Here is a 20,431-nt window from a genome sequence, read left to right as displayed (position 1 = left end):
AAATTATGTAACTTTGCAGCCGAAAAGGCTTCCCTGCTGGGGGCATGCCCCCAGCAGGGAGTGGGAATGAAAGTTAAGAACAAGCCTTGACACAGTTTAAATTACACCCCCCCATTTTATTATAAATAGAATAAATGTACCTGATAATCAGTTGTATTGTGTTTTTCTGCAGACTTTGTATTTTAGACCGTGTTTAGTTCTATTATTGAAAAATATTTCCACCTGTACGGTTGACTTTTTTGTATAGCTTCATTTTGCTAATTACTTTTCCACCAAAAAGTAGTGTATTTACTTTTGCCTATGGATTTTTTTTTTGCGGAGTAAAAATTTCCACATATGTTTTTAAGTTACTTTTTCCGTAGCTCAAATGAAGTTCTCGATATGGGATAAATATCTCTAAATTAGTATAAGTTGTAGTATCCCACCCTGGTGTGATGTAAGTTCCTGCACTAACTTGTCCATCCGCAGCACGATAGGAGTGGTTGATATCCTTCAATGCTTTCCCATCTTCGTAAAAGAAGTAGGCATTTACTTCACATTTTTGTTTTTTATAGCCTTCTATATCAAATGATACAACGACTTTCATCCCTTTTTGACCATTTTGATACAAATTATGTTCTGTTGTAATATTTTTGAATACAACTTTACTTATTGATGTACTAGGTCTATTTGGCTTAATAAAACTATAACGAGATTTGTTCGCATTTAAACATGAGGCAAGCTTGTCAAACATTGCATTAAAAGCTGTTCCGACCAAATCGTAGTCCTTGACCAGGGAAAGGTGGTTGAGGTTGGCAACCATGAATCTTTAACCGCCAAGCGAGGGGCATATTATAATCTTGTGAAGAATCAGTTGGAATTGGGAAACTAGTTGCTAAGGCCGGCTTTAGCATTCCTCTACCTTCCATAACTCGTTACCTTTATATATAATAGCAATCTTGTGTATTGGCTTGCCGCTCATCATCTGTGGCAATCTTGCGTCTCGCGCATATTGGTCTAATTGCGCCTTTGCTTCTTCTAAAGCCTTCATGCCTTCTTCGTCAGTATCGCCCGACTTCAGGTATTTCAATTCCAAGAGATAAGTATGCGCTACCTCTGGGAAACGGGTAAGGTCAGGAATCATTGTCAAGTCGCAATAGCCACCATTCAGTTCCATCTCTTGGATAATATAATAGTAGCCGCTATGGTTGAGATAGGCTGCGATGAAACCCTGCAGGTTGCGCTCAGCCTGGATGCTGGAGTGGAGGCTGGTGCAATTCTTATAACCTTCGGCGATATACTCGATGGCAGGTTTGATGTCGCCATCCAGTGCCATCACATCGTATTGGTCGGCAAGATGGTTGTTGTTGATCTTTGAAACGGAATCGTACTCATCCAATACATAGTCATAGTATTGGCGGCGTACATTCTCGTTAGGGATTCCTAGCTTCACTCTTCTGCCACGCTTGCCGATAATGGTCAGCATACCGTAATAATAAAGCAGGCTAGGGAAGAGCCCCGGGTCTATCAGGGCTTCCGCAGGAAAGCTCTCTCGCAGTTCTGCCCAAATGTATCCTTGGTTGATGATTTCCTTCAGCACGCTCTTGCGGTCGCCCTGCAATTTGTCTAAGAAGATAATCTTCTTCATCTTGGCATAGTCGGTCATGGTGTTCGGATCAATCATCTCTTCCGGAGCCTTTCCGAAACGGATATAGTTGCGGAGATAATAGATTACCATATCCGAATTGAACATCTTTGGGTCTGTCTCCAAACTGTCCTTTGCGAAACAATAGTTGTCATACCAAGGCTTCATGTCTGTAATCAGCTGGTCGGTGGGAACCTTGATAAGACCTACTTCTCTGTAATATTCTATCATCTCTCGCACCTCGTTCTCGCTGAATCCCAGCATCATATTGAACATCGGGTCCATGGATAGGTTGGTTCCGATGTTATAGCCGCTATTGAGGTCGTTCACTGTTACAGGACTTACACCCATCATCAGGATACGATGGAACATTCCCTTGAATAACTTGAAGAAATCACGATAGAAACCCTGGGCATGGGTTAAGGCATGATATACGGCTTCGCCCTCATTGCTCAAGACATTGTTGGTGAAGTTGTCGTACTCGTCGATGATGAGATAGAGTTGTATGCTTTTGGCATTCGCCCAGACGTTTATCAAGTTCAATTTCTGTGCTGCATCCTTAGCTGCCTTAAACTCTCCTAAGAAAGAAGGCTGATAATACTTGGCGTATTTTTCTGCAAAACCATTCAGCACAGTTTCGCAATAGGCATTAAAGTTCTTCTCCAGTCCGTCTTTTCCGGCAGCTGCCTTAGAGAAGTCGAAGAACAGTACCTGATATTTACCTTGTTTTTCTGTGGGTTGTTTTTCTATCCAGGTATCTTTGAATGTGGTATGAAACGAGTCTTTCTTCTCGATGTCGTAGTATGCCTGAATCATGGTAAGGAATACGCTTTTGCCAAAACGGCGTGGGCGGATGAGATAGAGAAAGTCTCCTGCTTCCTCCATCTTGGGTATAAACATCGTCTTGTCTGTCAGAAATCTGTTCTGATTCTGAATCCAGGTAAAGTCGGCTATGCCGTAAGGTAATCTCTTGTAATCCATACGCTTCAAAGTTTATTTGGGGCAAAGTTACAACAATTTATTGAATGCCGCAAGTTTTTTGAGAGAAATCTGATGGACTAGTGTTTCATCCCACATTCCTGTCGGTTTATCTTAGCAGCACCATCTGTGTAGAGCTTTGTATATTTCGGAATATAGCTTATACTTTTGCGAATCATCCTTTATACAAAATGACTCAATGTTTGCAGAATTTGGAACTTTTTTCTGCTGTTTCTCCGAAAAGTGTTTCCTTTGCAGCCGTAAATAGATAAAATTAAAAGAATTATGGCAGAAAATAGACAAGAATTGAACCGCAACTTGGCTCAGATGCTCAAGGGTGGTGTGATCATGGACGTAACAACTCCAGAACAGGCAAGAATCGCAGAGGCAGCAGGTGCATGCGCAGTAATGGCTTTGGAACGTATTCCGGCTGACATCCGTGCAGCAGGTGGTGTTTCTCGTATGAGCGACCCTAAGATGATTAAGGGTATTCAGGAGGCTGTTTCTATCCCTGTAATGGCTAAGTGCCGCATCGGTCACTTCGCTGAGGCTCAGATTCTTCAGGCTATCGAAATCGACTATATTGACGAGAGCGAGGTGCTCTCTCCAGCAGATAACGTTTATCACATCGACAAGACTCAGTTTGACGTACCGTTCGTTTGTGGTGCCAAGAACCTGGGCGAGGCGCTCCGCCGTATCGCTGAGGGTGCTACCATGATCCGTACCAAGGGTGAGCCAGGAACAGGTGATGTGGTTCAGGCTGTTACCCACATGCGTATGATGCAGAGCGAAATCCGTCGCCTGGTTTCTATGAGCGAGGATGAACTTTACGAGGCAGCCAAGCAGTTGCAGGCTCCTTACGACCTGGTGAAGTATGTTCACGAGAACGGCAAGTTGCCAGTGGTTAACTTCGCTGCTGGTGGTGTGGCTACTCCAGCTGATGCTGCCCTGATGATGCAGCTCGGTGCTGAGGGTGTATTTGTAGGTTCTGGTATCTTCAAGAGCGGCAATCCTGCTAAGCGTGCACAGGCTATCGTGAAGGCTGTTACCAACTACAACGACCCTAAGATGCTGGCTGAGTTGAGCGAGGACCTCGGCGAGGCAATGGTAGGTATCAATGAGCAGGAGATTGCTTTGCTCATGGCTGAAAGAGGTAAGTAATGAGAATAGCAGTTTTAGCTTTACAAGGCGCTTTTGCTGAGCACAGACAGAAGTTGGCTCAGCTGGGCGTGGATAGTTTTGAGGTTCGCCAGTTAAAGGATTGGGATCAGCCTAAGGATGGCTTGATTATTCCGGGCGGTGAGAGTACCACCCAGGCGAAGCTCTTGAATGAACTGGGATTGATGGAGCCTGTGAAGGAGGCGATTGCTGTCGGCTTGCCTGTTTATGGAACCTGTGCCGGTTTGATTCTTCTTGCCAAGAAGATTGAGGGCGAGCCTAGTCAGCGCATAGCTTCGATGGACATCACGGCTTTGAGAAATGCCTACGGTCGCCAGTTGGGCAGTTTCTACATCGAGGCTCCGATGAAGGGCATCGAGGGCAACATCCCAATGACTTTCATCCGTGCTCCTTATATTAAAGAGGTGTGGGGAGATGCTGAGGTTCTGGCGGAGGTAGATGGCAAGATTGTGGCTGCCCGCCAGGGTAACCAGCTGGTTACTGCCTTCCATCCGGAATTGAACAAAAGTCTTGAAATTCATAAGTATTTTCTGGGGATGTGCAGCAAGTAGGCTTCATCCTATATTGGAACTTACTTCGTTGACCGATGGAATAGGCTTCATGGGCACATGAAGCTACATAGCAAAGTATCTTAGGATACATTGCCAAGTATCTTAAGATACATGAGCAAGTATCCTAAGATACTTTTTTGTTCTTCTTTATATCCTTGAAATCAATTTTTCAGGGTGCATTCAAATGTCTTATAACAACTCCGGAAGCTGGAAGAGCTTCACGCTGTTACTGCCCTTGATGAGGATGTAATGGTCGTGAGGCTGGTTCGCCTTGAGCGCTTCCTTCACTTCCTCTACATTCTGGAACTTGCGGTAGCTGCATGGAATATCCTTGAACTCATCGCCTACCAGCCATACATTCTCCAGACCGGCTGCCTGCAACTGGTCTACTACCTTCTGGTGCTCCTCGTGGCTCACTTCGCCGAGTTCGCCCATCTGTCCGAGAATCGCCATCTTGTGAGGTACATCCATCACGCGGAAGTTCTCGATGGCGGCAGCCATACTTGATGGGTTGGCATTGTAGGCATCTACCACCAGCTTATTGTGCGCCGTCTCTTCCAGCTGTGAACGGTTGTTGCTTGGGATGTAGTTCTCCAGAGCATGATCTATCTGCTGAGGCTTCACGTCGAAATGAAGACCGATGGTGATGGCGGCAAGCATGTTGTCGATATTGTAGGAGCCGATGAGATGAGTCTGAACCTCATGCCAGTCGAAACTCTCGGTGCGCCAGCGGAACTTCAGGAATGGAGCGCAGGAGATGACTTCTCCCCATACATCGCAGTTTTCGTCCTTGCCGTAGGTGATGAGGCGGTTGATGTTGCGCTGCTCAGCCATCTGCATCAGATGCTCGTTATCTGCATTAATGAAGACGAGGGCATCGTTGGCTGCGAGGTAATCATAGAGCTCTCCCTTGGTCTTCTTCACGCCTTCGAAGCTTCCGAATCCCTGCAGATGGGCACGGCCCACATTGGTAATCATACCGCAGGTAGGTTCCACGTATTCCACGAGCTTTCGGATGTCATCAGGATGGGAAGCACCCATCTCTACAACGGCAATCTCATTCTCTGGTGAGAGACGGAAGAGCGTCTTTGGTACGCCTACATCATTATTGAAGTTACCCTGGGTGAACATTACGTTGAACTTCTCGCCGAGAACGGCAGAGACGAGTTCCTTGGTAGTAGTCTTGCCGTTGGTTCCGGTGATTCCTACTACAGGAATATCGAAGTGGCGGCGATGTTCACGGGCTAGTTCCTTGAAGGTGGTGAGGCAGTCCTCTACGAGGATGTAGCGCTCGTCGCCCTCCTTGGCATACTCTTTTTCATCTACAATCACATAGGCACAGCCTTTCTCCAATGCCATGTCGGCAAACTTGTTGCCATCAAACGATGCGCCCTTCAATGCCAGGAAGATGCTGCCCTCTGGGCAGTCGCGGCTGTCAGTGGTAATCACTGGGTGCGCTTGGTAAATCTGATAGAGTTCTGAAATATCCATAGTCTATAACTGTTATTTTGGGTGCAAAAGTAATCTAAATTATGGACATAACAAACAATTTTCCCAAAAAATGATGGTAATCTCGAATATTCTTTCTATTTTTGCAGAAATATTCGATGAATCTTTAGAAAGTGAGGCTCTTTATGGGTAGTAGAGATGAAAAAGATAAAACGAAAGTAAGGAAGGAAAAGCTGGCAGGCTATTTCTATAATCTATCCCAGTTGATATTTACGGGAACTGGGGTTGGAGGTTTCTTGCCGTTGCTGAAAGGTGAAGCTACGGTCGGTGATGTCTCTGTGTTAATTTTTGGTGTTTTGGCTACAGCTGTTTTTGCAGGTATAGCTAATAAAATTTTAAAATATTGATTATATGAGTTATTTAGCATTATTTTTTCTGATTTGCTGTATCGTCGGTGGAAGTTTTTTAGCTTGGTTATATACAAAACCAGGCGAGAAATGGTTGAAAGATTTGTAAAATATTAAGTTATGGAAGTTTACAATGGACTATTGTTTTTCTTTGTGGTTGGAACAATCATAAGTGGATGCTTTCTTGCCTGGACTTACACAAAGCCAGGGAAAAAGTGGCTTAAAGAATTGTAGTATTATGAGCTATTTGGCATTGTTCTTTTTAGTTTGCTCAATTTTTGGCCTAAGTTTTATCGCCTGGACTTACACCAAACCAGGCGAAAAATGGCTTAAAGAGTTATAATCCGATGGAATATACGATCAATATTAAGGGGCGCTTGATGAATTTGAGTACCCCTCAGGTGATGGGCATCCTGAACGTTACGCCCGACAGTTTCTACTCAGGAAGTAGAAAGCAGACAGAAATGGAGATAGCTCAGAGAGCTAATCAGATTATAGAAGAAGGTGGAAGCATCATTGATGTGGGCGCTTTCTCCACGCGTCCCGGTGCTGATGAAGTATCGGAAGAGGAGGAGGGAAGACGACTGAAGTTCGCTCTCGACATCGTTCGCAGGGAGCAACCGGATGCTGCCGTCTCCGTAGATACCTATCGCCCAACCTTGGCACGCAAGTGTATCGAGGAGTGGGGAGCTGACATCATCAACGATGTATCAGAGGGTGGAATCACAGGCATCGCCAATGTGCCGCTGGAGCAGAGACAGGAGGAATATCCTGAAATGTTCCGGGTGGTGGGCGAACTGAAGGTACCTTATATATTAATGTCGGTGCAGCCTACGCTCGAAACGATGATGAAGGGCTTTGCCAGAGAGGTGCAGCAGTTGCGCGACCTGGGAGCCAAGGACATCATCCTCGACCCAGGCTTCGGCTTTGGCAAGAATCTCATCCAGAATTATCAGATCTATAACGAGATGGAGAAGTTGAACGTGATGGAACTTCCGGTTCTGGTAGGCATCTCCCGCAAGAGTATGATATACAAACTGCTGGGTGGAGATGCTACGACATCGCTCAATGGAACTTCCGTTCTCGACACCATCGCCCTGATGAAGGGCGCCAGCATCCTCAGAGTTCACGATGTGAAGGAAGCAGCTGAGGCAATCAAGATTGTAGAAGCAATGAAGGAGGGACGCACATGATAGAATTTGGAATTAAAGACGTCATCGATATCCTGTTGGTAGCCTCTCTGCTATTCTACGTCTATCGCCTGATGAAGGAATCCCGCTCACTCAACATCTTCGTGGGCATCATGCTCTTCGTTCTTATCTGGCTCTTTGTGAGTCAGATATTGGAAATGCGCCTGCTGGGTTCTATCCTGGATAAACTGGTGAGCGTGGGAGTCATCGCTCTCATCGTCATTTTTCAGGAGGATATCCGTAGATTCCTTTATGAGATAGGTTCGCAGAAAGGTATGCGCCGGCTGGTTCGCTTCTTCCACTCCAGCAAGGAGAGCCAGAAGGAGGCTAACAAGGCGACTATCATCCCTATCGTAATGGCGTGCATGAGTATGGCGAAGAAATACGTGGGGGCGCTCATCGTCATCGAACGGGGTGTACCTTTGAAAGATATCATGGATACGGGCGAAGAGATAGATGCAAAAATCAATCAGCGTCTGATAGAGAACATCTTCTTCAAGAACTCGCCTCTGCATGATGGTGCCATGGTGGTAAGCAACAAGCGAATCATGGCTGCCGGCTGTATCTTACCGGTGAGCCATAATCTCGATATCCCGAAGGAACTGGGACTCCGTCACCGTGCAGCCTTGGGTATCTCGCAGAGCAGTGATGCCATCGCCGTCATCGTTTCGGAAGAGACGGGACGAATCAGCGTTGCCATCAAGGGAGAGTTCAAACTCCGACTCTCGGCAGAGGAACTGGAAAGCATCCTCACCCAGGAAATGCTATAAGTTAAGTGAAGAGTGAAGAACGAAGAGTGAAGAATTCATGTGCTTTCGTTCTTCTCTTTTCACTCTTAAATTCTTCCTTTTTCACTCTTCGTTCTTCACTTTTCTTGGAACGTAAACCTTTACGATGATTATTATCTACCATTTTAGCTTTTTTTACACATTTTAGTAGGTATTATTTCAAAATAAATATGTACTTTTGCAAAGTCGATGTGGCAAAAAGCTAAAATCTATGCGAAGAGGCTTTACACTTTGACAAACTTACTTTGGAGACAACAAAAATATATAAAACAATAAAGTAAAATGGATTTATTACAGCAAATCGTAGCTCGCGCTAAAGCTGACAAGCAGCGCATCGTGCTCCCTGAAGCAGAAGAGGAGCGTACATTGAAAGCAGCCGATAAAGTTTTGGCTGATGATCTCGCAGACATCATCCTCATCGGTAACCCTGCCAACATTAAGAATCTCGCTGCACAGTGGGGTCTTAACAACATCGACAAGGCTACTATCGTTGATCCACAAAACAACCCTAAGACTGAGGAGTATGCAGAGAAGCTCGCAGAACTTCGCAAGAAGAAGGGCATGACCGTAGAACAGGCTCGTGAACTCGTTACAAAGAACAACCTCTACCTCGGTTGTATGATTATCAAGACTGAGGGTGCAGACGGTCAGATTTCTGGTGCTTTGAGCACAACTGGCGACACACTTCGTCCAGCTCTTCAGATTATCAAGTGTACTCCAGGTATCACTTGCGTAAGTGGTGCTATGTTGCTCATCTCAGACCAGAAGCAGTATGGTCAGGATGGCGTAGTGGTAATGGGTGACGTTGCTGTAACTCCAAACCCTACAGCTGATCAGCTTGCTCAGATTGCTTACACAACAGCTCAGACTGCTCACTCTGTAGCAGGTGTCGCAGAGCCTATTGTAGCCATGTTGAGCTTCTCTACAAAGGGTAGCGCTAAGGATGCTATCAACAAGGAGACTGGCAAGAGCGTTTATATTATTGACAAGGTAAAGGATGCCGTAGCTATTGCTAAGGAGAAGTTCCCAGAGCTTCATCTCGATGGTGAACTTCAGGCAGATGCAGCCCTCGTTCCTGAGGTTGCTGCCAAGAAGGCTCCAGGTTCTGACGTAGCTGGTAAGGCTAACGTTTTGGTAGTTCCTAACCTTGAGGTTGGTAACATCGGCTACAAGCTCGTTCAGCGTTTGGGTGGTGCCATCGCTATCGGTCCTATCCTCCAGGGTATTGCCCGTCCTGTAAACGACCTCTCTCGTGGTTGCTCTGTTGATGACATCTACTACATGGTAGCCATCACAGCTTGCCAGGCACAGGATGCTAAGAAGGCGTAATTGAGACTAACTTTATTCAATCAATAACATTACAAAAAGTAACATTATGAAAATATTGGTTCTGAACTGCGGTAGTTCATCTATCAAGTACAAGTTATATAATATGGACGATGAGTCTGTATTGGCACAGGGTGGTGTAGAGCGTATCGGTCTTGATAATGCTTTCATCAAGGTGAAATTGCCTAACGGCGAGAAGAAGCAGATCATGCACGACATGCCTGACCACAAGGAAGGTGTGAACTTCGTGTTCAAGTGCTTGCTCGACCCGGAAATCGGCGCTATCAAGGATTTGAAAGAAATCGATGCTGTAGGACACCGTGTCGTACAGGGTGGTGACAAGTTCAACGAGAGTGTTATCGTTGACAAGAGCGTAGAGGATGGTATCGAGGAACTTTGCGACCTCGCTCCTGTTCACAACGCAGGTCACCTGAAGGGTATCCGTGCCGTTGACTCTTTGATGCCTGGCACTCCTCAGGTTTGCGTATTCGACAACGCGTTCCACAGCACAATGCCAGATTACGCTTACCTCTATGCTATTCCTTACGAGTTGTACGAGAAGTATCACGTACGCCGTTATGGCTTCCACGGAACATCTCACCGCTATGTTTCTAAGCGTGTTTGCGAGATTCTCGGTCTCGACCAGAACAACTCCAAGGTCATCACTTGCCACATCGGTAACGGTGGCTCTGTAGCTGCAGTATTGAACGGTAAGGTATTGGATACCTCAATGGGCTTGACTCCATTGGCTGGTTTGATGATGGGTTCACGTTGTGGTGACATCGATGCTTCTGCCGTTACCTACTTGATGGAGAAGTTGAACATGAAGCCACAGGAGATGGCTGACTTCCTGAACAAGAAGAGTGGTGTGCTCGGTATTACAGGTATTTCTTCTGATATGCGCGACATCGAGAACGCTGCCAACGAGGGTAACGAGAAGGCTCAGCTGGCTCTCCGTATGTACGAGTATCGCATCAAGAAGTACATTGGTGCTTACACAGCAGCTATGGGTGGCGTTGACGCAATCGTATTTACTGCTGGTGTTGGTGAGAACCAGACCGACCTCCGCGAGGAAGCTTGCAAGAACCTGGAGTATCTTGGCATCAAGATCAACAAGGAAGTGAATGACAAGGTTCGTGGTGAGGAAGCTATCATCTCTACTGACGACAGTAAGGTGAAGGTTGTAGTAGTTCCTACCGACGAGGAGATCGTTATCGCTCGCGATACAATGGAGTTGGTTGCTAAGAAGTAATCCAGCACAAAGATATAATATAATAAGGTGAAGACTAAAACAAATGTGATAGGTCTTCACCTTTTTAATTTTTTGAGATTTTTGAGAATGATGAAAACAAAGATTGTAACTTTCGGAGAAATATTGCTTAGAATTTCTAAGCCCGGTTATCAACGTTTATTCCAGGGGCATCGTATGTTTGGCAACTATGGTGGCAGTGAGGCAAATGCAGCTATTTCTTTGGCTTATTTGGGTGATAATGTCGAGTATGTTACCCGTGTGCCATACGGTGAGATGGGTGAGGCAGCATTGATGCACCTCAGGGAGTATGGTCTGAATGTTTCTCATGTGGTGCATGGTGGCGACCGTCTCGGAACTTATTATTTCGAGGAAGCTGTGGCGATGCGCAATTCTCGTGTGGTCTATGACCGCAAGAATTCTTCTTTCTATACCTTGAAGCGGGGTATGGTGAAATGGAATCAGGTGTTGGCGGATGCTGCCGTGTTTCATTGTTCGGGCATCACCTGTGCTATCAGTCGTGATGCAATGGAATCTACGATGGATGCCATCAAGCTGGCTGTAGCCGATGGCCTGACCATTGCCTGCGACATCAACTATCGCAAGAATCTCTGGGGATATGGTCTGGAGCCTCATGATGTGCTATTCCAGATGATGCAGTATAGCGACATCATCTTCGGTGACCAGAACGAGTGGGAAATAGCCAGTGGTGTGCCTCATATTCCTTTTGAGGCTTTGGATGCAGACTATGAGATTGACAAGGAGGCTTATCAGGAGTATTTCCGCAAGATGCACCATCTCTTCCCTAAGTGCAAGAAGATGGTGATGGCAGTAAGAAATCAGATTGCCAGCAGTCATCATACACTGAGTGGTCTGCTCTATGATGCTGTGGAAGATCAGCTCTATACAACAAGAATATATGATATAGAGCCGATTGTTGATCCGATGGGTGTAGGCGATGCCTTCGTTGCTGCCTATATTCACGCACATCAGAAGTGGGGCGACAAGAACCAGTATTGCCTGGATTTCTCGCTGTCGGCTAGTGCCATCAAGAATACGATTCCGGGCGATCAGAACCTGGTAAGTGAAGAGGAAATCATCTCGAACATGACTTCTTCGGGAGGAAGAATCCAGCGTTAAGAATAAGTAATAAGAGTACTTGCCAATAATAAAGGGCAACCTGTTTGGGCTGCCCTTTATTATTATCGTTTTTTTTTGTTCTTGTTTTTTGCTTTTACGGTTGGCTTTCGCCTTCCACATATTCTTCCATAAACATGTGTTCGCCATCAAACACGGCATAGGTGAACTGCCATATCCAGTCACCCAGAATCATCAGGCGGGTCTTCTTGCTCAGCATCAGGTCCAGTTCGATGTGGCGATGACCGAACATGAAGTAATCTACATCCTTATGGCTTTGCATATACTGTTTGGCAAAGCGTACCAGAAATTCCTTCTTTTCGCCCATATAAGGCTCTTCCTTGCCATCGGCACGCTTCAGTCGGCTGTGCTTCGCCCAGTTCAATCCCAGCGCCAGTCCCCAGCGAGGATGGATGGCATTCAGAAGGCGCTGGCAGGTGTGGTTGTGGAACATTGCCTTTAGAAGCTTGAACTTCTTGTCTGGGTCGCCCAATCCGTCGCCATGGGCAAGGAAAAATACCTTGTCGTAAATCTCAACGGTCTGTGGCTTATAGTGCACAATCATGCCGCACTCTTCTTCCAGATAGCCATAAGTCCATAAGTCGTGGTTACCGGTGAAGAAATGTACTTCCACTCCCATATCGGTCAACTCTGAGATTTTTCCCAGGAAACGGGTGTATCCTTTTGGAACTACATTCTTGTATTCGTTCCAGAAATCAAACATGTCGCCCAGCAGATAGATGGCAGCGGCCTTGTTCTTGATACTGTCAAGGAAGCGGACGAGACGGCGCTCCTGCATGCGGGCATGCGGAATGGCTAATGAGCCAAGATGCGCATCTGAGAGGAAATATACATTTTTCATAAGCGGTTCTTTTTAAGTGAAGAGTGAAGGATGAAGAGTGAAGAATTCAACGGCTTTGTCTTTATTCAAAGCCGAGTTCTACGCGGGCTTCTTCGCTCATCATGCTCTGGTCCCAAGCTGGTTCGAAAACGAGGTTTACATTGGCTGATTTCACGCCTTCCACGCTATCTACCTTGCTGCGTACATCCTCCAGGATAAAGTCGGCAGCAGGGCAGGATGGGGCTGTAAAGGTCATGTCCAGCTCTACAGTGGCATCGTCCTTTACGTCAATCTTGTAAATCATACCGAGGTCCCAGATGTTTACGGGAATCTCTGGGTCGTAAACGGTTTTGAGAACATCAACGATTCTTTCTTCTATCTTTGTCTTTTCTTCTTGTGTCATAATTTTATATTGTTTTCTGCAAAGGTAACAATAATTATAGACAATGCAAAACAAATGGTGATTTATTTTTCTTGTTTGCGCACAAAGACATGAAAAATTCTTGAATTTATGATGAATATGGAACTTTGGCTTTTACAACTTTCCTTTGTCGTGATAGGAATAAAAGGCGCCATCGGTGATGATGACATGGTCCATAAAGAAGAGACGCATGATTTCGCACGCCTTCTTTATCTGTAGGGTGAGCTGGTCGTCAGCCTTGCTGGGTAATGGACTGTGACTAGGATGATTGTGACAGAAGGCGATGATGGTGGCATTGTTGAGTACGGCTTCCTTGATGAGCAATCGGATGTCTACGGCAGTTTCGGTGATGCCGCCATGAGAGATACAGGTTGCTTTGATGAGTTTAAAGTTCTGGTTCATCATCAATACCCATGCTTCTTCGGTATCAAGATCCTGCATCTTGGGAAGCATGTAGTTGTAGATGGCAAGGGAAGAACCCAAATCCGGGCGACTTCCTATTTTGTCAAGGGCACGACGCTTCCCTAGCTCACAGGCTGCAAGGATGGTGATAGCCTTGGCGGGTCCCATTCCTTTGTAGTGGGTGAGTTCCTTGATGGTCATCTTGCCGAGAGTATTGAGATTGTTGTCGCAGTCTTTCATGATGTGTTTCATCAGATCTACTGCACTCTCGTCTCTTGAGCCGGAACCTATTAATATGGCTAGCAGTTCGGCATTGGATAGTGCTGATGCTCCTAGTCGCTCCAGTTTTTCACGAGGTTTGTCTTCCTCTGCCCATTGCGAAATAGAAAGCTTCTCACTCATAGTGTAATCTATTTATAGAAAGTCTTGTTGTATGCGCTGAATTCGCTCTGTCCGAGCAGGCATCTCTTCCACCAGGCTGAAAGGAATCCGCAACCGTAACCCATCAGTTGGGTGAAGGCGGCACGGATGCTCAACAAGCCAATCTTTACGCTGTGATTCTCCCTGCTGCTGTCAATGAACAGCGCAATGATATAGAGAATGATGCCCAGCAGACCGATGCAGCCCAATGCAGCCAGTGCATTGCCCAGGGTAGGGAATACGTGGACGGTGCCCAACGTATACGGCAGAAATCCGAAGAAGAGCAGCAGGAGAGTACCTATCACGCCCACGGTGAAGACCATCGGCAGGAGATGTACGAGCTTGAGACTCTCTGGATACTTCTTGTAAAGGTTGATGCGGGCGATACCGCTGTTGTAAACCTGTCGCCAGAATTTGCGGAAGTCGGTGCGGCGCTTATGCCATACCCATGCTTCTGGGAACAGACGGCAACGGCAGCCTGCCTTGAAGATACGGATAGAGAAATCGATGTCCTCACCAAAACGCATGTTAGAAAAGCCATTCAACTTGAGATAAACATCCCTGCGGATGCCCATGTTGAATGAACGAGGGTAGAACTTATCCATCTTCTTCTTTCCGCCACGGATACCACCGGTGGTAAAGAAAGAAGTCATGGAATAAGAAATGGCTTTCTGAGTATCTGTAAATGATGAGTGCGCCTTGTCGGGACCGCCGAAAGCATCGGCAGGTTCGCGGCTCAACTCATCACTTACAGCCTTCAGATAACCCTCTGGCAAGACCACGTCGCTGTCGAGTATCAGGAGATACTCGCCCTTGGCACGCTCGGCACCATAGTTGCGACTCTGGCCCGGACCAGAGTTCTCCTTATAGTAATAATGTATATCCATCAGGTTTTCGTACCGGTTGCACACATCCTCGCAAGGAGTCTGTGAGCCATCCTCTACGATGACTACCTCGAAGTCCTTCTCCGTTTGACGGGTTAGACTTTCCAAGAGTTCGTCCACTTCGTCCGGACGATTGAAAACAGGTACTATGATGGAATATTTCATTCTTCTTACTATTAAGGGTTAAGTTTGCTCGATGAGAGCGTAATCTTTTGAATCAGAAACAGATTACTCGCTTACACGACCGAGGTAGCTACCGTCACGAGTGTCAACCTGGATAGTCTCGCCCTCGTTAACGAACAAAGGAACACGAACCTCAGCACCAGTCTCGAGAGTAGCTGGCTTGGTAGCGTTGGTAGCAGTGTTACCCTTTACACCTGGCTCAGAATGAGTAATCTTCAAAGTTGTCTTTACAGGCATTTCTGCCAAGAGGATAGTACCATCAGTTGTATCAGTAACAACCTCAACAACGTCACCCTCCTTCATGTACTGACCGCCAGTAACGTTCTCCTTAGCGATAGGCACCTGCTCGAAAGTCTCCTGGTTCATGAAGATACAGCCAGTAGCATCCTCGTAGAGGTACTGGTAAGGACGGCGCTCAACGCGAACATCCTCCAACTTGAAACCTACCTGGAATGTACGCTCCAATACACGACCATCGGCAACATTCTTCAATTTAGTGTTCATTACGGTGTTACCTTTACCTGGCTTTCTGTGCTGAAAGTCGATGCAAACCCATACTTTGCCATCCATGCGGATGCAAGTACCAATCTTAATTTCCTGTGAATTAATCATTTCTTGTTTATCTTGAATGTTATTATAATAATCTCAAAATCGGGTGCAAAGTTACGGCAAAAACATGAAAAAACAAAGGGAAAATCGAAAAAAACATAAATATTTAAGCTAAATTTGGTAGTTTTCTTGGTTATTTCAGAAAATATGCGTAATTTTGCAGCCCAAAAAGGGCGTATTTTGCTCTTTTGTGAAGAATATTAATTAAAAAATAAATAAGAAAAATGAAAAGAACATTTCAGCCTCACAATCGTCGTCGCGTGAACAAGCATGGTTTCCGCGAGCGTATGGCAACAAAGAATGGTCGTCGCGTATTGGCTTCTCGCCGTGCTCATGGCCGTAAGAAGTTAACTGTATCTGACGAGCACCACGGAAAGTAATTTCCTGTAGGAAAATTCGTCGGACGACGATGACATTAAAAGCAGCAAAGAGAGATTCTTTGCTGCTTTTTGTTTTTTTATGCACTTGTGATGCGCAAAAACTTTGTGTTTTATTTTGTATTGTCTTCGATTATTCCTATCTTTGCACCAAAAAAGTAAGAATGACTTTATCTGAGTTTATAAATAAGTTTAAGAGTAAGTATCTTTGGGGCAATCTCATAGCCATGTTCCTGGTCTTTGTTTTGCTCTGTGTCGGTGTCAAGTTTGGCATCGATATCTATACCCATCACGGTGAAGCCATCAGGGTACCTGATATCAGATACAAGAAAATTGAGGATGCTACCCGCATCCTGGATGATGCCGGATTGCAGATTGTGGTTACGGATACGGGATATATACGTTCCCTGCCTGCTGACTGCATCCTGGAGCAGACGCCTATATTCGGAGAATTGGTAAAGTCGGGGCATGTCATCTATGTGACCATCAATTCCGATCATTCTCCACGCATCACCGTTCCTGATATCATCGACAACTGCTCCCTGCGTGAGGCAATGGCAAAGCTGACGGCTATGGGATTCAAGCTGGGCTCGCCTGAATATATTCCGGGTGAAGAGGATTGGGTATACGGTATCCTCGTGAAAGGAAGGCATGTGGTGGCTGGCGACAAGGTGTCTATTGATGATACCTTGATTATCCAGGTGGGTAACGGCCGACGCGATGCTTCCGATTCTTTTGATATCGTTGATCCTATCTCGCATAGTGAAAAGGATGTCATTGAAGGGGAGGGTACCGGAGAAACCGAGACGGATAATTTCGAGGTGGTTCCTGGTACTGAACCTGTTGAACCGACACACGAACAGCAGCAGAATGAGGTTGTGGAGTAGGAGTAGTGAGAATGAATAATTAATAATGAATAATTGATAATTAAGAGTGGAAATTCTGAATTATATATATAATAAGGTATATGCTCCTGTAGAGGAAGACTTCGGTTTTGATGATGCGGGAGATATCGATGAACTGGATGGCGAACTCCAGATGGAGGAAGGTGGAGCTGTGCCGGCTGGCGAAGGAGGCGATGATCTCTATGAGCACTGGAAGGTGCAGGTGGACGCCAATCAGGATCCTGTCCGCATCGACAAGTATCTGGCTGACAAGATGGCTTACCAGAGCCGCAACCGCATTCAGCAGGCTGCCGATGCTGGTTTTATCCATGTAAACGGCAAACCGGTGAAGAGTAATTACAAGGTGCGTCCGAACGACATCGTTACGCTGATGCTCGACCGTCCCCGTCATGAGACCAGTATCAAGCCGGAGAAAATCGACATCAATGTGGTATATGAAGACGACCAGTTGATGGTGGTGAACAAAGAGGCAGGAATGGTGGTTCATCCGGGAGCCGGCAACTTCCATGGTACCTTGATTCAGGCAGTAGCCTGGCATCTGAGAGATATGCCGGAGTTTGATGCCAACGACCCGGAAGTGGGATTGGTGCATCGCATTGACAAGGATACCAGCGGATTGCTCGTTGTTGCCAAGACACCTACTGCCAAGACGGCATTGGGCAAGCAGTTCTTCAACAAGACTACCCATCGCAGCTACAACGCCCTGGTATGGGGAAACATCGTAGAAGATGAGGGACGCATCGAGGGTAATATCGGACGTGACCCGAAGAACCGTCTCCGCATGAAGGTCTTCGACCCGGATAGCGGTATCGGCAAGAGTGCGGTTACTCATTATATGGTGTTGGAGCGTTTCGGCTATACCACCTTGGTGCAGTGCATCCTGGAAACGGGTCGTACCCATCAGATCCGTGCCCACATGAAGCAGATAGGTCATCCACTCTTTATGGACGAGACTTATGGAGGTGCTGAGATTCTGAGAGGTCAGCGCAGTAGCGGTTACAAGGCATTCATCCAGAATTGCTTCAAACTCTGTCCACGTCAGGCACTCCATGCCAAGACCCTCGGTTTTGTTCATCCTACAACAAAGGCGCAGATGGACTTTGACAGTGAGTGGCCGGAAGATTTTAGACAATTAATAGAAAAGTGGCGCGGCTTCATCGCTGGCACCACAAAAGATACATTCAAAAATATTTAGTAATTATGGAAAATAGCAAGAGAACGATAGCCATCGTATGCGGTGGTGATTCTTCTGAGCACGACGTTTCATTGCGCTCAGGTCAGGGGTTGTACTCATTCTTCGACAAAGAGCGATACAATATTTACCTGGTCGATGTAAAGGGTACCGACTGGCACGTGGCTTTCGATAATGGCGAGACTGCCGAAATCGATAAGAACGACTTTTCTTTCGTAAAGGATGGCAAGCATGTATACTTCGATTATGCTTATATTACCATCCACGGACAGCCTGGTGAGAATGGTGTGATGCAGGGATACTTCGACCTTATCCACCTGCCATACTCTACAAGTGGTGTGCTGGTAGAGGCAATGACCTTCGACAAGTATGTGCTCAACAACTACCTGCGTGGTTTTGGCGTGAACGTGGCTGACAGTATCTTGCTCCGTCGTGGTGAACAGTATGATGAGGACGAGATTGCCGAGCGCATCGGTATGCCTTGCTTCGTAAAACCAGCTGCTGACGGCAGTAGCTTCGGTGTGAGCAAGGTGAAGAATGCCGACCAGTTGGCTCCAGCCCTCCGTGTGGCATTCATGGAGAGCAACGAGGTAATGATTGAAGGCTTCCTCGATGGTACCGAGATTTCCCAGGGTATTTACAAGACAGCAGAGAAGACCGTTGTCTTGCCAGCTACCGAGGTGGTAACCAGCAACGAGTTCTTCGATTACGATGCTAAGTATAACGGTCAGGTACAGGAAATCACTCCAGCCCGTCTCTCTCCTGAGACTGCAGAAGAGGTGGCAAAGACCACATCCCGCATCTACGATATCCTCCATGCCAACGGTATCATCCGTATCGACTACATCATCTCTAAGGATAAGGACGGTAAGGACAAGGTGAATATGCTGGAGATCAATACCACTCCAGGAATGACCGTTACCAGTTTCATTCCTCAGCAGGTCCGCGCTGCAGGCCTTGACATCAAGGATGTGCTCAGCGACATTGTGGAGAATCAGTTCTAATAATTGGGGAATTTATAGAAGTTAAGGGAATTTATAGAAGTTAAGGGACAATAGTTGTGAAACCTATTGGTTTGGAAAAAAGCATTTGTCCCTTAACTTCCCAAACGACCATAGGGTGTGATAACTTCTCTTTACTTCTCTAACTTCCCATAAAACCATAAAGTTATGAAGATCCCTCAAGAATTTGATACCATTCGACCTTGGGAACCGGAAGACCTTCCTGAGGTGTTCGACCGTTTGCTTTCAAACGATCAGTTCAAGCAAGTACTTGCTTATCTCTATCCACAAGTTCCTTTCGAGATGATTGCCCAGAAGTTGAAGGCCTGCAAGACCAATCTCGACTTCCAGTTGGCTTTCGCCTACGATTTTGTTCATGGCATCCTGAAGAAGGCAGCAACGGGTTGTGAGATGGATTGCGCTGCCATCGATAATACCCGCAACTATTCCTTCATCAGCAACCACCGCGACATCGTGCTCGATTCAGCCATCCTCGATGTAATGCTTATCGACAATGGCTTCAAGACCACCTGCGAGATAGCCATCGGAGATAATCTCCTGTCTCTTCCTTGGGTCAAGGACCTGGTACGTGTCAACAAGGCTTTTATCGTGGAACGTGCCTTGAGCATGCGCCAGATGCTGATGTCGAGCAAGCGTCTTTCCGACTATATGCACTTCGCCATCAAGGAGAAGAACGAGAATATCTGGATTGCCCAGCGAGAGGGTAGAGCCAAGGATAGCGACGACCGCACACAGAAGAGCATCCTGCAGATGATGGCGATGGGCGGAGAAGGCAGCGTTATCGACCGCCTGAAGCAGCTTCATCTCGTTCCGCTGTCTATCAGCTATGAGTATGATCCTTGCGATTTTCTCAAAGCTCAGGAGTATCAGCTCAAGCGTGATGTGGAAGGCTGGAAGAAGGGACCTATGGATGATCTCGTTAGCATGCAGACCGGTATCTTCGGTTATAAGGGACATGTACATTATCATGCAGCCCCATGCCTAGACGAATATCTTGATTCCCTCGACCCGGAGATGCCGAAGCAGGAACTCTTCACTACCATCGCTTCGCATATCGACCATGAGGTTCATAGCAACTATCGCCTCTATCCAGGCAATTATGTGGCACTTGATCTTTTGGAGAATACCGAGGCACATGTAGCGGAATATTCTGCAGAAGACAAGGCACGATTCGAGAAATATATCGCAGGACAGTTAGCAAAGATTCAGCTTCCAAACAAGGATGAAGCCTTCTTGAAAGAGAAGATTTTAACGATGTATGCCAACCCGGTTCGCAATTTTCTTGCTACAAAGTAAC

21 protein-coding genes are annotated in these 20,431 nt (G+C 46.3%); 13 read left to right on the top strand and 8 right to left on the bottom strand.

What is annotated here, in order from left to right; genetic code table 11:
* Nucleotides 1-298: 298 nt before the first annotated feature.
* Both ACTQ53_RS07215 and ACTQ53_RS07210 read right to left on the bottom strand, forming a co-directional pair.
* On the bottom strand, nucleotides 299-802 hold the full coding sequence (locus tag ACTQ53_RS07215) for a hypothetical protein (protein ID WP_441932577.1): 504 nt from the start codon (nucleotides 800-802) through the stop codon (nucleotides 299-301).
* Nucleotides 803-886: 84 nt separating this feature from the next.
* Nucleotides 887-2,605, bottom strand: coding sequence for an AAA family ATPase (locus ACTQ53_RS07210; RefSeq protein ID WP_295345933.1), 1,719 nt, complete (start codon nucleotides 2,603-2,605; stop codon nucleotides 887-889).
* A gap of 282 nt (nucleotides 2,606-2,887) precedes the next feature.
* Between ACTQ53_RS07210 and pdxS the strand changes: the two genes are divergently transcribed.
* Complete coding sequence (gene pdxS, locus ACTQ53_RS07205; RefSeq protein WP_117587530.1) at nucleotides 2,888-3,763, top strand: pyridoxal 5'-phosphate synthase lyase subunit PdxS; 876 nt, start codon at nucleotides 2,888-2,890, stop codon at nucleotides 3,761-3,763.
* Nucleotides 3,763-4,332: a pyridoxal 5'-phosphate synthase glutaminase subunit PdxT gene (gene pdxT, locus ACTQ53_RS07200; RefSeq protein ID WP_295345934.1), complete on the top strand. Its 570-nt coding sequence runs from the start codon at nucleotides 3,763-3,765 to the stop codon at nucleotides 4,330-4,332. The genes pdxS and pdxT overlap by 1 nt, the downstream gene beginning before the upstream one ends.
* 189 nt (nucleotides 4,333-4,521) lie before the next feature.
* Here the strand turns inward: pdxT and ACTQ53_RS07195 are convergent, their stop codons facing one another.
* On the bottom strand, nucleotides 4,522-5,823 hold the full coding sequence (locus tag ACTQ53_RS07195) for a UDP-N-acetylmuramoyl-tripeptide--D-alanyl-D-alanine ligase (protein WP_264950910.1): 1,302 nt from the start codon (nucleotides 5,821-5,823) through the stop codon (nucleotides 4,522-4,524).
* A 143-nt stretch (nucleotides 5,824-5,966) separates the two neighbouring features.
* Between ACTQ53_RS07195 and ACTQ53_RS07190 the strand changes: the two genes are divergently transcribed.
* From ACTQ53_RS07190 to ACTQ53_RS07165, 6 genes are all read left to right on the top strand, one after another.
* Nucleotides 5,967-6,188, top strand: a complete 222-nt coding sequence (locus ACTQ53_RS07190) for a hypothetical protein (RefSeq protein ID WP_006847579.1) — start codon at nucleotides 5,967-5,969, stop codon at nucleotides 6,186-6,188.
* Between the two features lie 347 nt (nucleotides 6,189-6,535).
* Nucleotides 6,536-7,381: a dihydropteroate synthase gene (gene folP / locus ACTQ53_RS07185; protein WP_441932576.1), complete on the top strand. Its 846-nt coding sequence runs from the start codon at nucleotides 6,536-6,538 to the stop codon at nucleotides 7,379-7,381.
* Complete coding sequence (cdaA, locus tag ACTQ53_RS07180; RefSeq protein ID WP_294969323.1) at nucleotides 7,378-8,148, top strand: diadenylate cyclase CdaA; 771 nt, start codon at nucleotides 7,378-7,380, stop codon at nucleotides 8,146-8,148. Before folP ends, cdaA begins: the two co-directional genes overlap by 4 nt.
* 300 nt (nucleotides 8,149-8,448) lie before the next feature.
* The gene (gene pta, locus ACTQ53_RS07175) at nucleotides 8,449-9,495 is read left to right on the top strand and encodes a phosphate acetyltransferase (protein WP_294969320.1); all 1,047 of its coding nucleotides are present in this window, start codon (nucleotides 8,449-8,451) and stop codon (nucleotides 9,493-9,495) included.
* A 46-nt stretch (nucleotides 9,496-9,541) separates the two neighbouring features.
* Nucleotides 9,542-10,744, top strand: a complete 1,203-nt coding sequence (locus tag ACTQ53_RS07170) for an acetate kinase (protein WP_441932575.1) — start codon at nucleotides 9,542-9,544, stop codon at nucleotides 10,742-10,744.
* Between the two features lie 90 nt (nucleotides 10,745-10,834).
* A complete protein-coding gene (locus ACTQ53_RS07165) occupies nucleotides 10,835-11,881 on the top strand; it encodes a sugar kinase (protein WP_441932580.1) in 1,047 nt (348 codons plus the stop codon).
* 94 nt (nucleotides 11,882-11,975) lie between these two features.
* On the opposite strand, the gene ACTQ53_RS07160 is transcribed toward ACTQ53_RS07165, so the two are convergent.
* From ACTQ53_RS07160 to efp, 5 genes are all read right to left on the bottom strand, one after another.
* Complete coding sequence (locus tag ACTQ53_RS07160) at nucleotides 11,976-12,740, bottom strand: UDP-2,3-diacylglucosamine diphosphatase (RefSeq protein ID WP_294699038.1); 765 nt, start codon at nucleotides 12,738-12,740, stop codon at nucleotides 11,976-11,978.
* Nucleotides 12,741-12,801: 61 nt separating this feature from the next.
* A complete protein-coding gene (locus ACTQ53_RS07155; RefSeq protein ID WP_153122355.1) occupies nucleotides 12,802-13,122 on the bottom strand; it encodes a metal-sulfur cluster assembly factor in 321 nt (106 codons plus the stop codon).
* A 132-nt stretch (nucleotides 13,123-13,254) separates the two neighbouring features.
* Nucleotides 13,255-13,944, bottom strand: a complete 690-nt coding sequence (gene radC / locus ACTQ53_RS07150) for a RadC family protein (protein WP_294969314.1) — start codon at nucleotides 13,942-13,944, stop codon at nucleotides 13,255-13,257.
* Between the two features lie 8 nt (nucleotides 13,945-13,952).
* The gene (locus tag ACTQ53_RS07145) at nucleotides 13,953-15,011 is read right to left on the bottom strand and encodes a glycosyltransferase (RefSeq protein ID WP_441932574.1); all 1,059 of its coding nucleotides are present in this window, start codon (nucleotides 15,009-15,011) and stop codon (nucleotides 13,953-13,955) included.
* Between the two features lie 63 nt (nucleotides 15,012-15,074).
* Nucleotides 15,075-15,641, bottom strand: coding sequence for an elongation factor P (gene efp, locus ACTQ53_RS07140; RefSeq protein ID WP_294969307.1), 567 nt, complete (start codon nucleotides 15,639-15,641; stop codon nucleotides 15,075-15,077).
* 221 nt (nucleotides 15,642-15,862) lie between these two features.
* Between efp and rpmH the strand changes: the two genes are divergently transcribed.
* From rpmH to ACTQ53_RS07115, 5 genes are all read left to right on the top strand, one after another.
* The gene (rpmH, locus tag ACTQ53_RS07135; protein ID WP_004351099.1) at nucleotides 15,863-16,018 is read left to right on the top strand and encodes a 50S ribosomal protein L34; all 156 of its coding nucleotides are present in this window, start codon (nucleotides 15,863-15,865) and stop codon (nucleotides 16,016-16,018) included.
* 161 nt (nucleotides 16,019-16,179) lie between these two features.
* Complete coding sequence (locus ACTQ53_RS07130; RefSeq protein ID WP_441932573.1) at nucleotides 16,180-16,902, top strand: PASTA domain-containing protein; 723 nt, start codon at nucleotides 16,180-16,182, stop codon at nucleotides 16,900-16,902.
* 151 nt (nucleotides 16,903-17,053) lie between these two features.
* Entirely contained in the window at nucleotides 17,054-18,115 is a 1,062-nt protein-coding gene (locus tag ACTQ53_RS07125) for an RluA family pseudouridine synthase (protein WP_441932579.1), read from the top strand.
* A 5-nt stretch (nucleotides 18,116-18,120) separates the two neighbouring features.
* Entirely contained in the window at nucleotides 18,121-19,116 is a 996-nt protein-coding gene (locus tag ACTQ53_RS07120) for a D-alanine--D-alanine ligase (protein WP_264950905.1), read from the top strand.
* 165 nt (nucleotides 19,117-19,281) lie between these two features.
* A complete protein-coding gene (locus tag ACTQ53_RS07115) occupies nucleotides 19,282-20,430 on the top strand; it encodes a 1-acyl-sn-glycerol-3-phosphate acyltransferase (protein ID WP_441932572.1) in 1,149 nt (382 codons plus the stop codon).
* The last annotated feature ends 1 nt before the right edge of the window (nucleotide 20,431 follow it).

This window comes from Prevotella sp. Sow4_E9_plate, assembly GCF_052116205.1.
Classification (GTDB): Bacteria; Bacteroidota; Bacteroidia; order Bacteroidales; family Bacteroidaceae; genus Prevotella.
The sequence above is the reverse complement of the archived record's forward strand: the minus strand, read 5'-3'. Positions and strand labels throughout refer to the sequence as shown.

Bases quoted from the DNA above. Each gene is read 5' to 3' on its own strand.
- ACTQ53_RS07215 (WP_441932577.1), bottom strand. From the start codon at position 802: ATGGTTGCCAACCTCAACCACCTTTCCCTGGTCAAGGACTACGATTTG.
- ACTQ53_RS07210 (WP_295345933.1), bottom strand. From the start codon at position 2,605: ATGGATTACAAGAGATTACCTTACGGCATAGCCGACTTTACCTGGATT.
- pdxS (WP_117587530.1), top strand. From the start codon at position 2,888: ATGGCAGAAAATAGACAAGAATTGAACCGCAACTTGGCTCAGATGCTC.
- pdxT (WP_295345934.1), top strand. From the start codon at position 3,763: ATGAGAATAGCAGTTTTAGCTTTACAAGGCGCTTTTGCTGAGCACAGA.
- ACTQ53_RS07195 (WP_264950910.1), bottom strand. From the start codon at position 5,823: ATGGATATTTCAGAACTCTATCAGATTTACCAAGCGCACCCAGTGATT.
- ACTQ53_RS07190 (WP_006847579.1), top strand. From the start codon at position 5,967: ATGGGTAGTAGAGATGAAAAAGATAAAACGAAAGTAAGGAAGGAAAAG.
- folP (WP_441932576.1), top strand. From the start codon at position 6,536: ATGGAATATACGATCAATATTAAGGGGCGCTTGATGAATTTGAGTACC.
- cdaA (WP_294969323.1), top strand. From the start codon at position 7,378: ATGATAGAATTTGGAATTAAAGACGTCATCGATATCCTGTTGGTAGCC.
- pta (WP_294969320.1), top strand. From the start codon at position 8,449: ATGGATTTATTACAGCAAATCGTAGCTCGCGCTAAAGCTGACAAGCAG.
- ACTQ53_RS07170 (WP_441932575.1), top strand. From the start codon at position 9,542: ATGAAAATATTGGTTCTGAACTGCGGTAGTTCATCTATCAAGTACAAG.
- ACTQ53_RS07165 (WP_441932580.1), top strand. From the start codon at position 10,835: ATGAAAACAAAGATTGTAACTTTCGGAGAAATATTGCTTAGAATTTCT.
- ACTQ53_RS07160 (WP_294699038.1), bottom strand. From the start codon at position 12,740: ATGAAAAATGTATATTTCCTCTCAGATGCGCATCTTGGCTCATTAGCC.
- ACTQ53_RS07155 (WP_153122355.1), bottom strand. From the start codon at position 13,122: ATGACACAAGAAGAAAAGACAAAGATAGAAGAAAGAATCGTTGATGTT.
- radC (WP_294969314.1), bottom strand. From the start codon at position 13,944: ATGAGTGAGAAGCTTTCTATTTCGCAATGGGCAGAGGAAGACAAACCT.
- ACTQ53_RS07145 (WP_441932574.1), bottom strand. From the start codon at position 15,011: ATGAAATATTCCATCATAGTACCTGTTTTCAATCGTCCGGACGAAGTG.
- efp (WP_294969307.1), bottom strand. From the start codon at position 15,641: ATGATTAATTCACAGGAAATTAAGATTGGTACTTGCATCCGCATGGAT.
- rpmH (WP_004351099.1), top strand. From the start codon at position 15,863: ATGAAAAGAACATTTCAGCCTCACAATCGTCGTCGCGTGAACAAGCAT.
- ACTQ53_RS07130 (WP_441932573.1), top strand. From the start codon at position 16,180: ATGACTTTATCTGAGTTTATAAATAAGTTTAAGAGTAAGTATCTTTGG.
- ACTQ53_RS07125 (WP_441932579.1), top strand. From the start codon at position 17,054: ATGGAGGAAGGTGGAGCTGTGCCGGCTGGCGAAGGAGGCGATGATCTC.
- ACTQ53_RS07120 (WP_264950905.1), top strand. From the start codon at position 18,121: ATGGAAAATAGCAAGAGAACGATAGCCATCGTATGCGGTGGTGATTCT.
- ACTQ53_RS07115 (WP_441932572.1), top strand. From the start codon at position 19,282: ATGAAGATCCCTCAAGAATTTGATACCATTCGACCTTGGGAACCGGAA.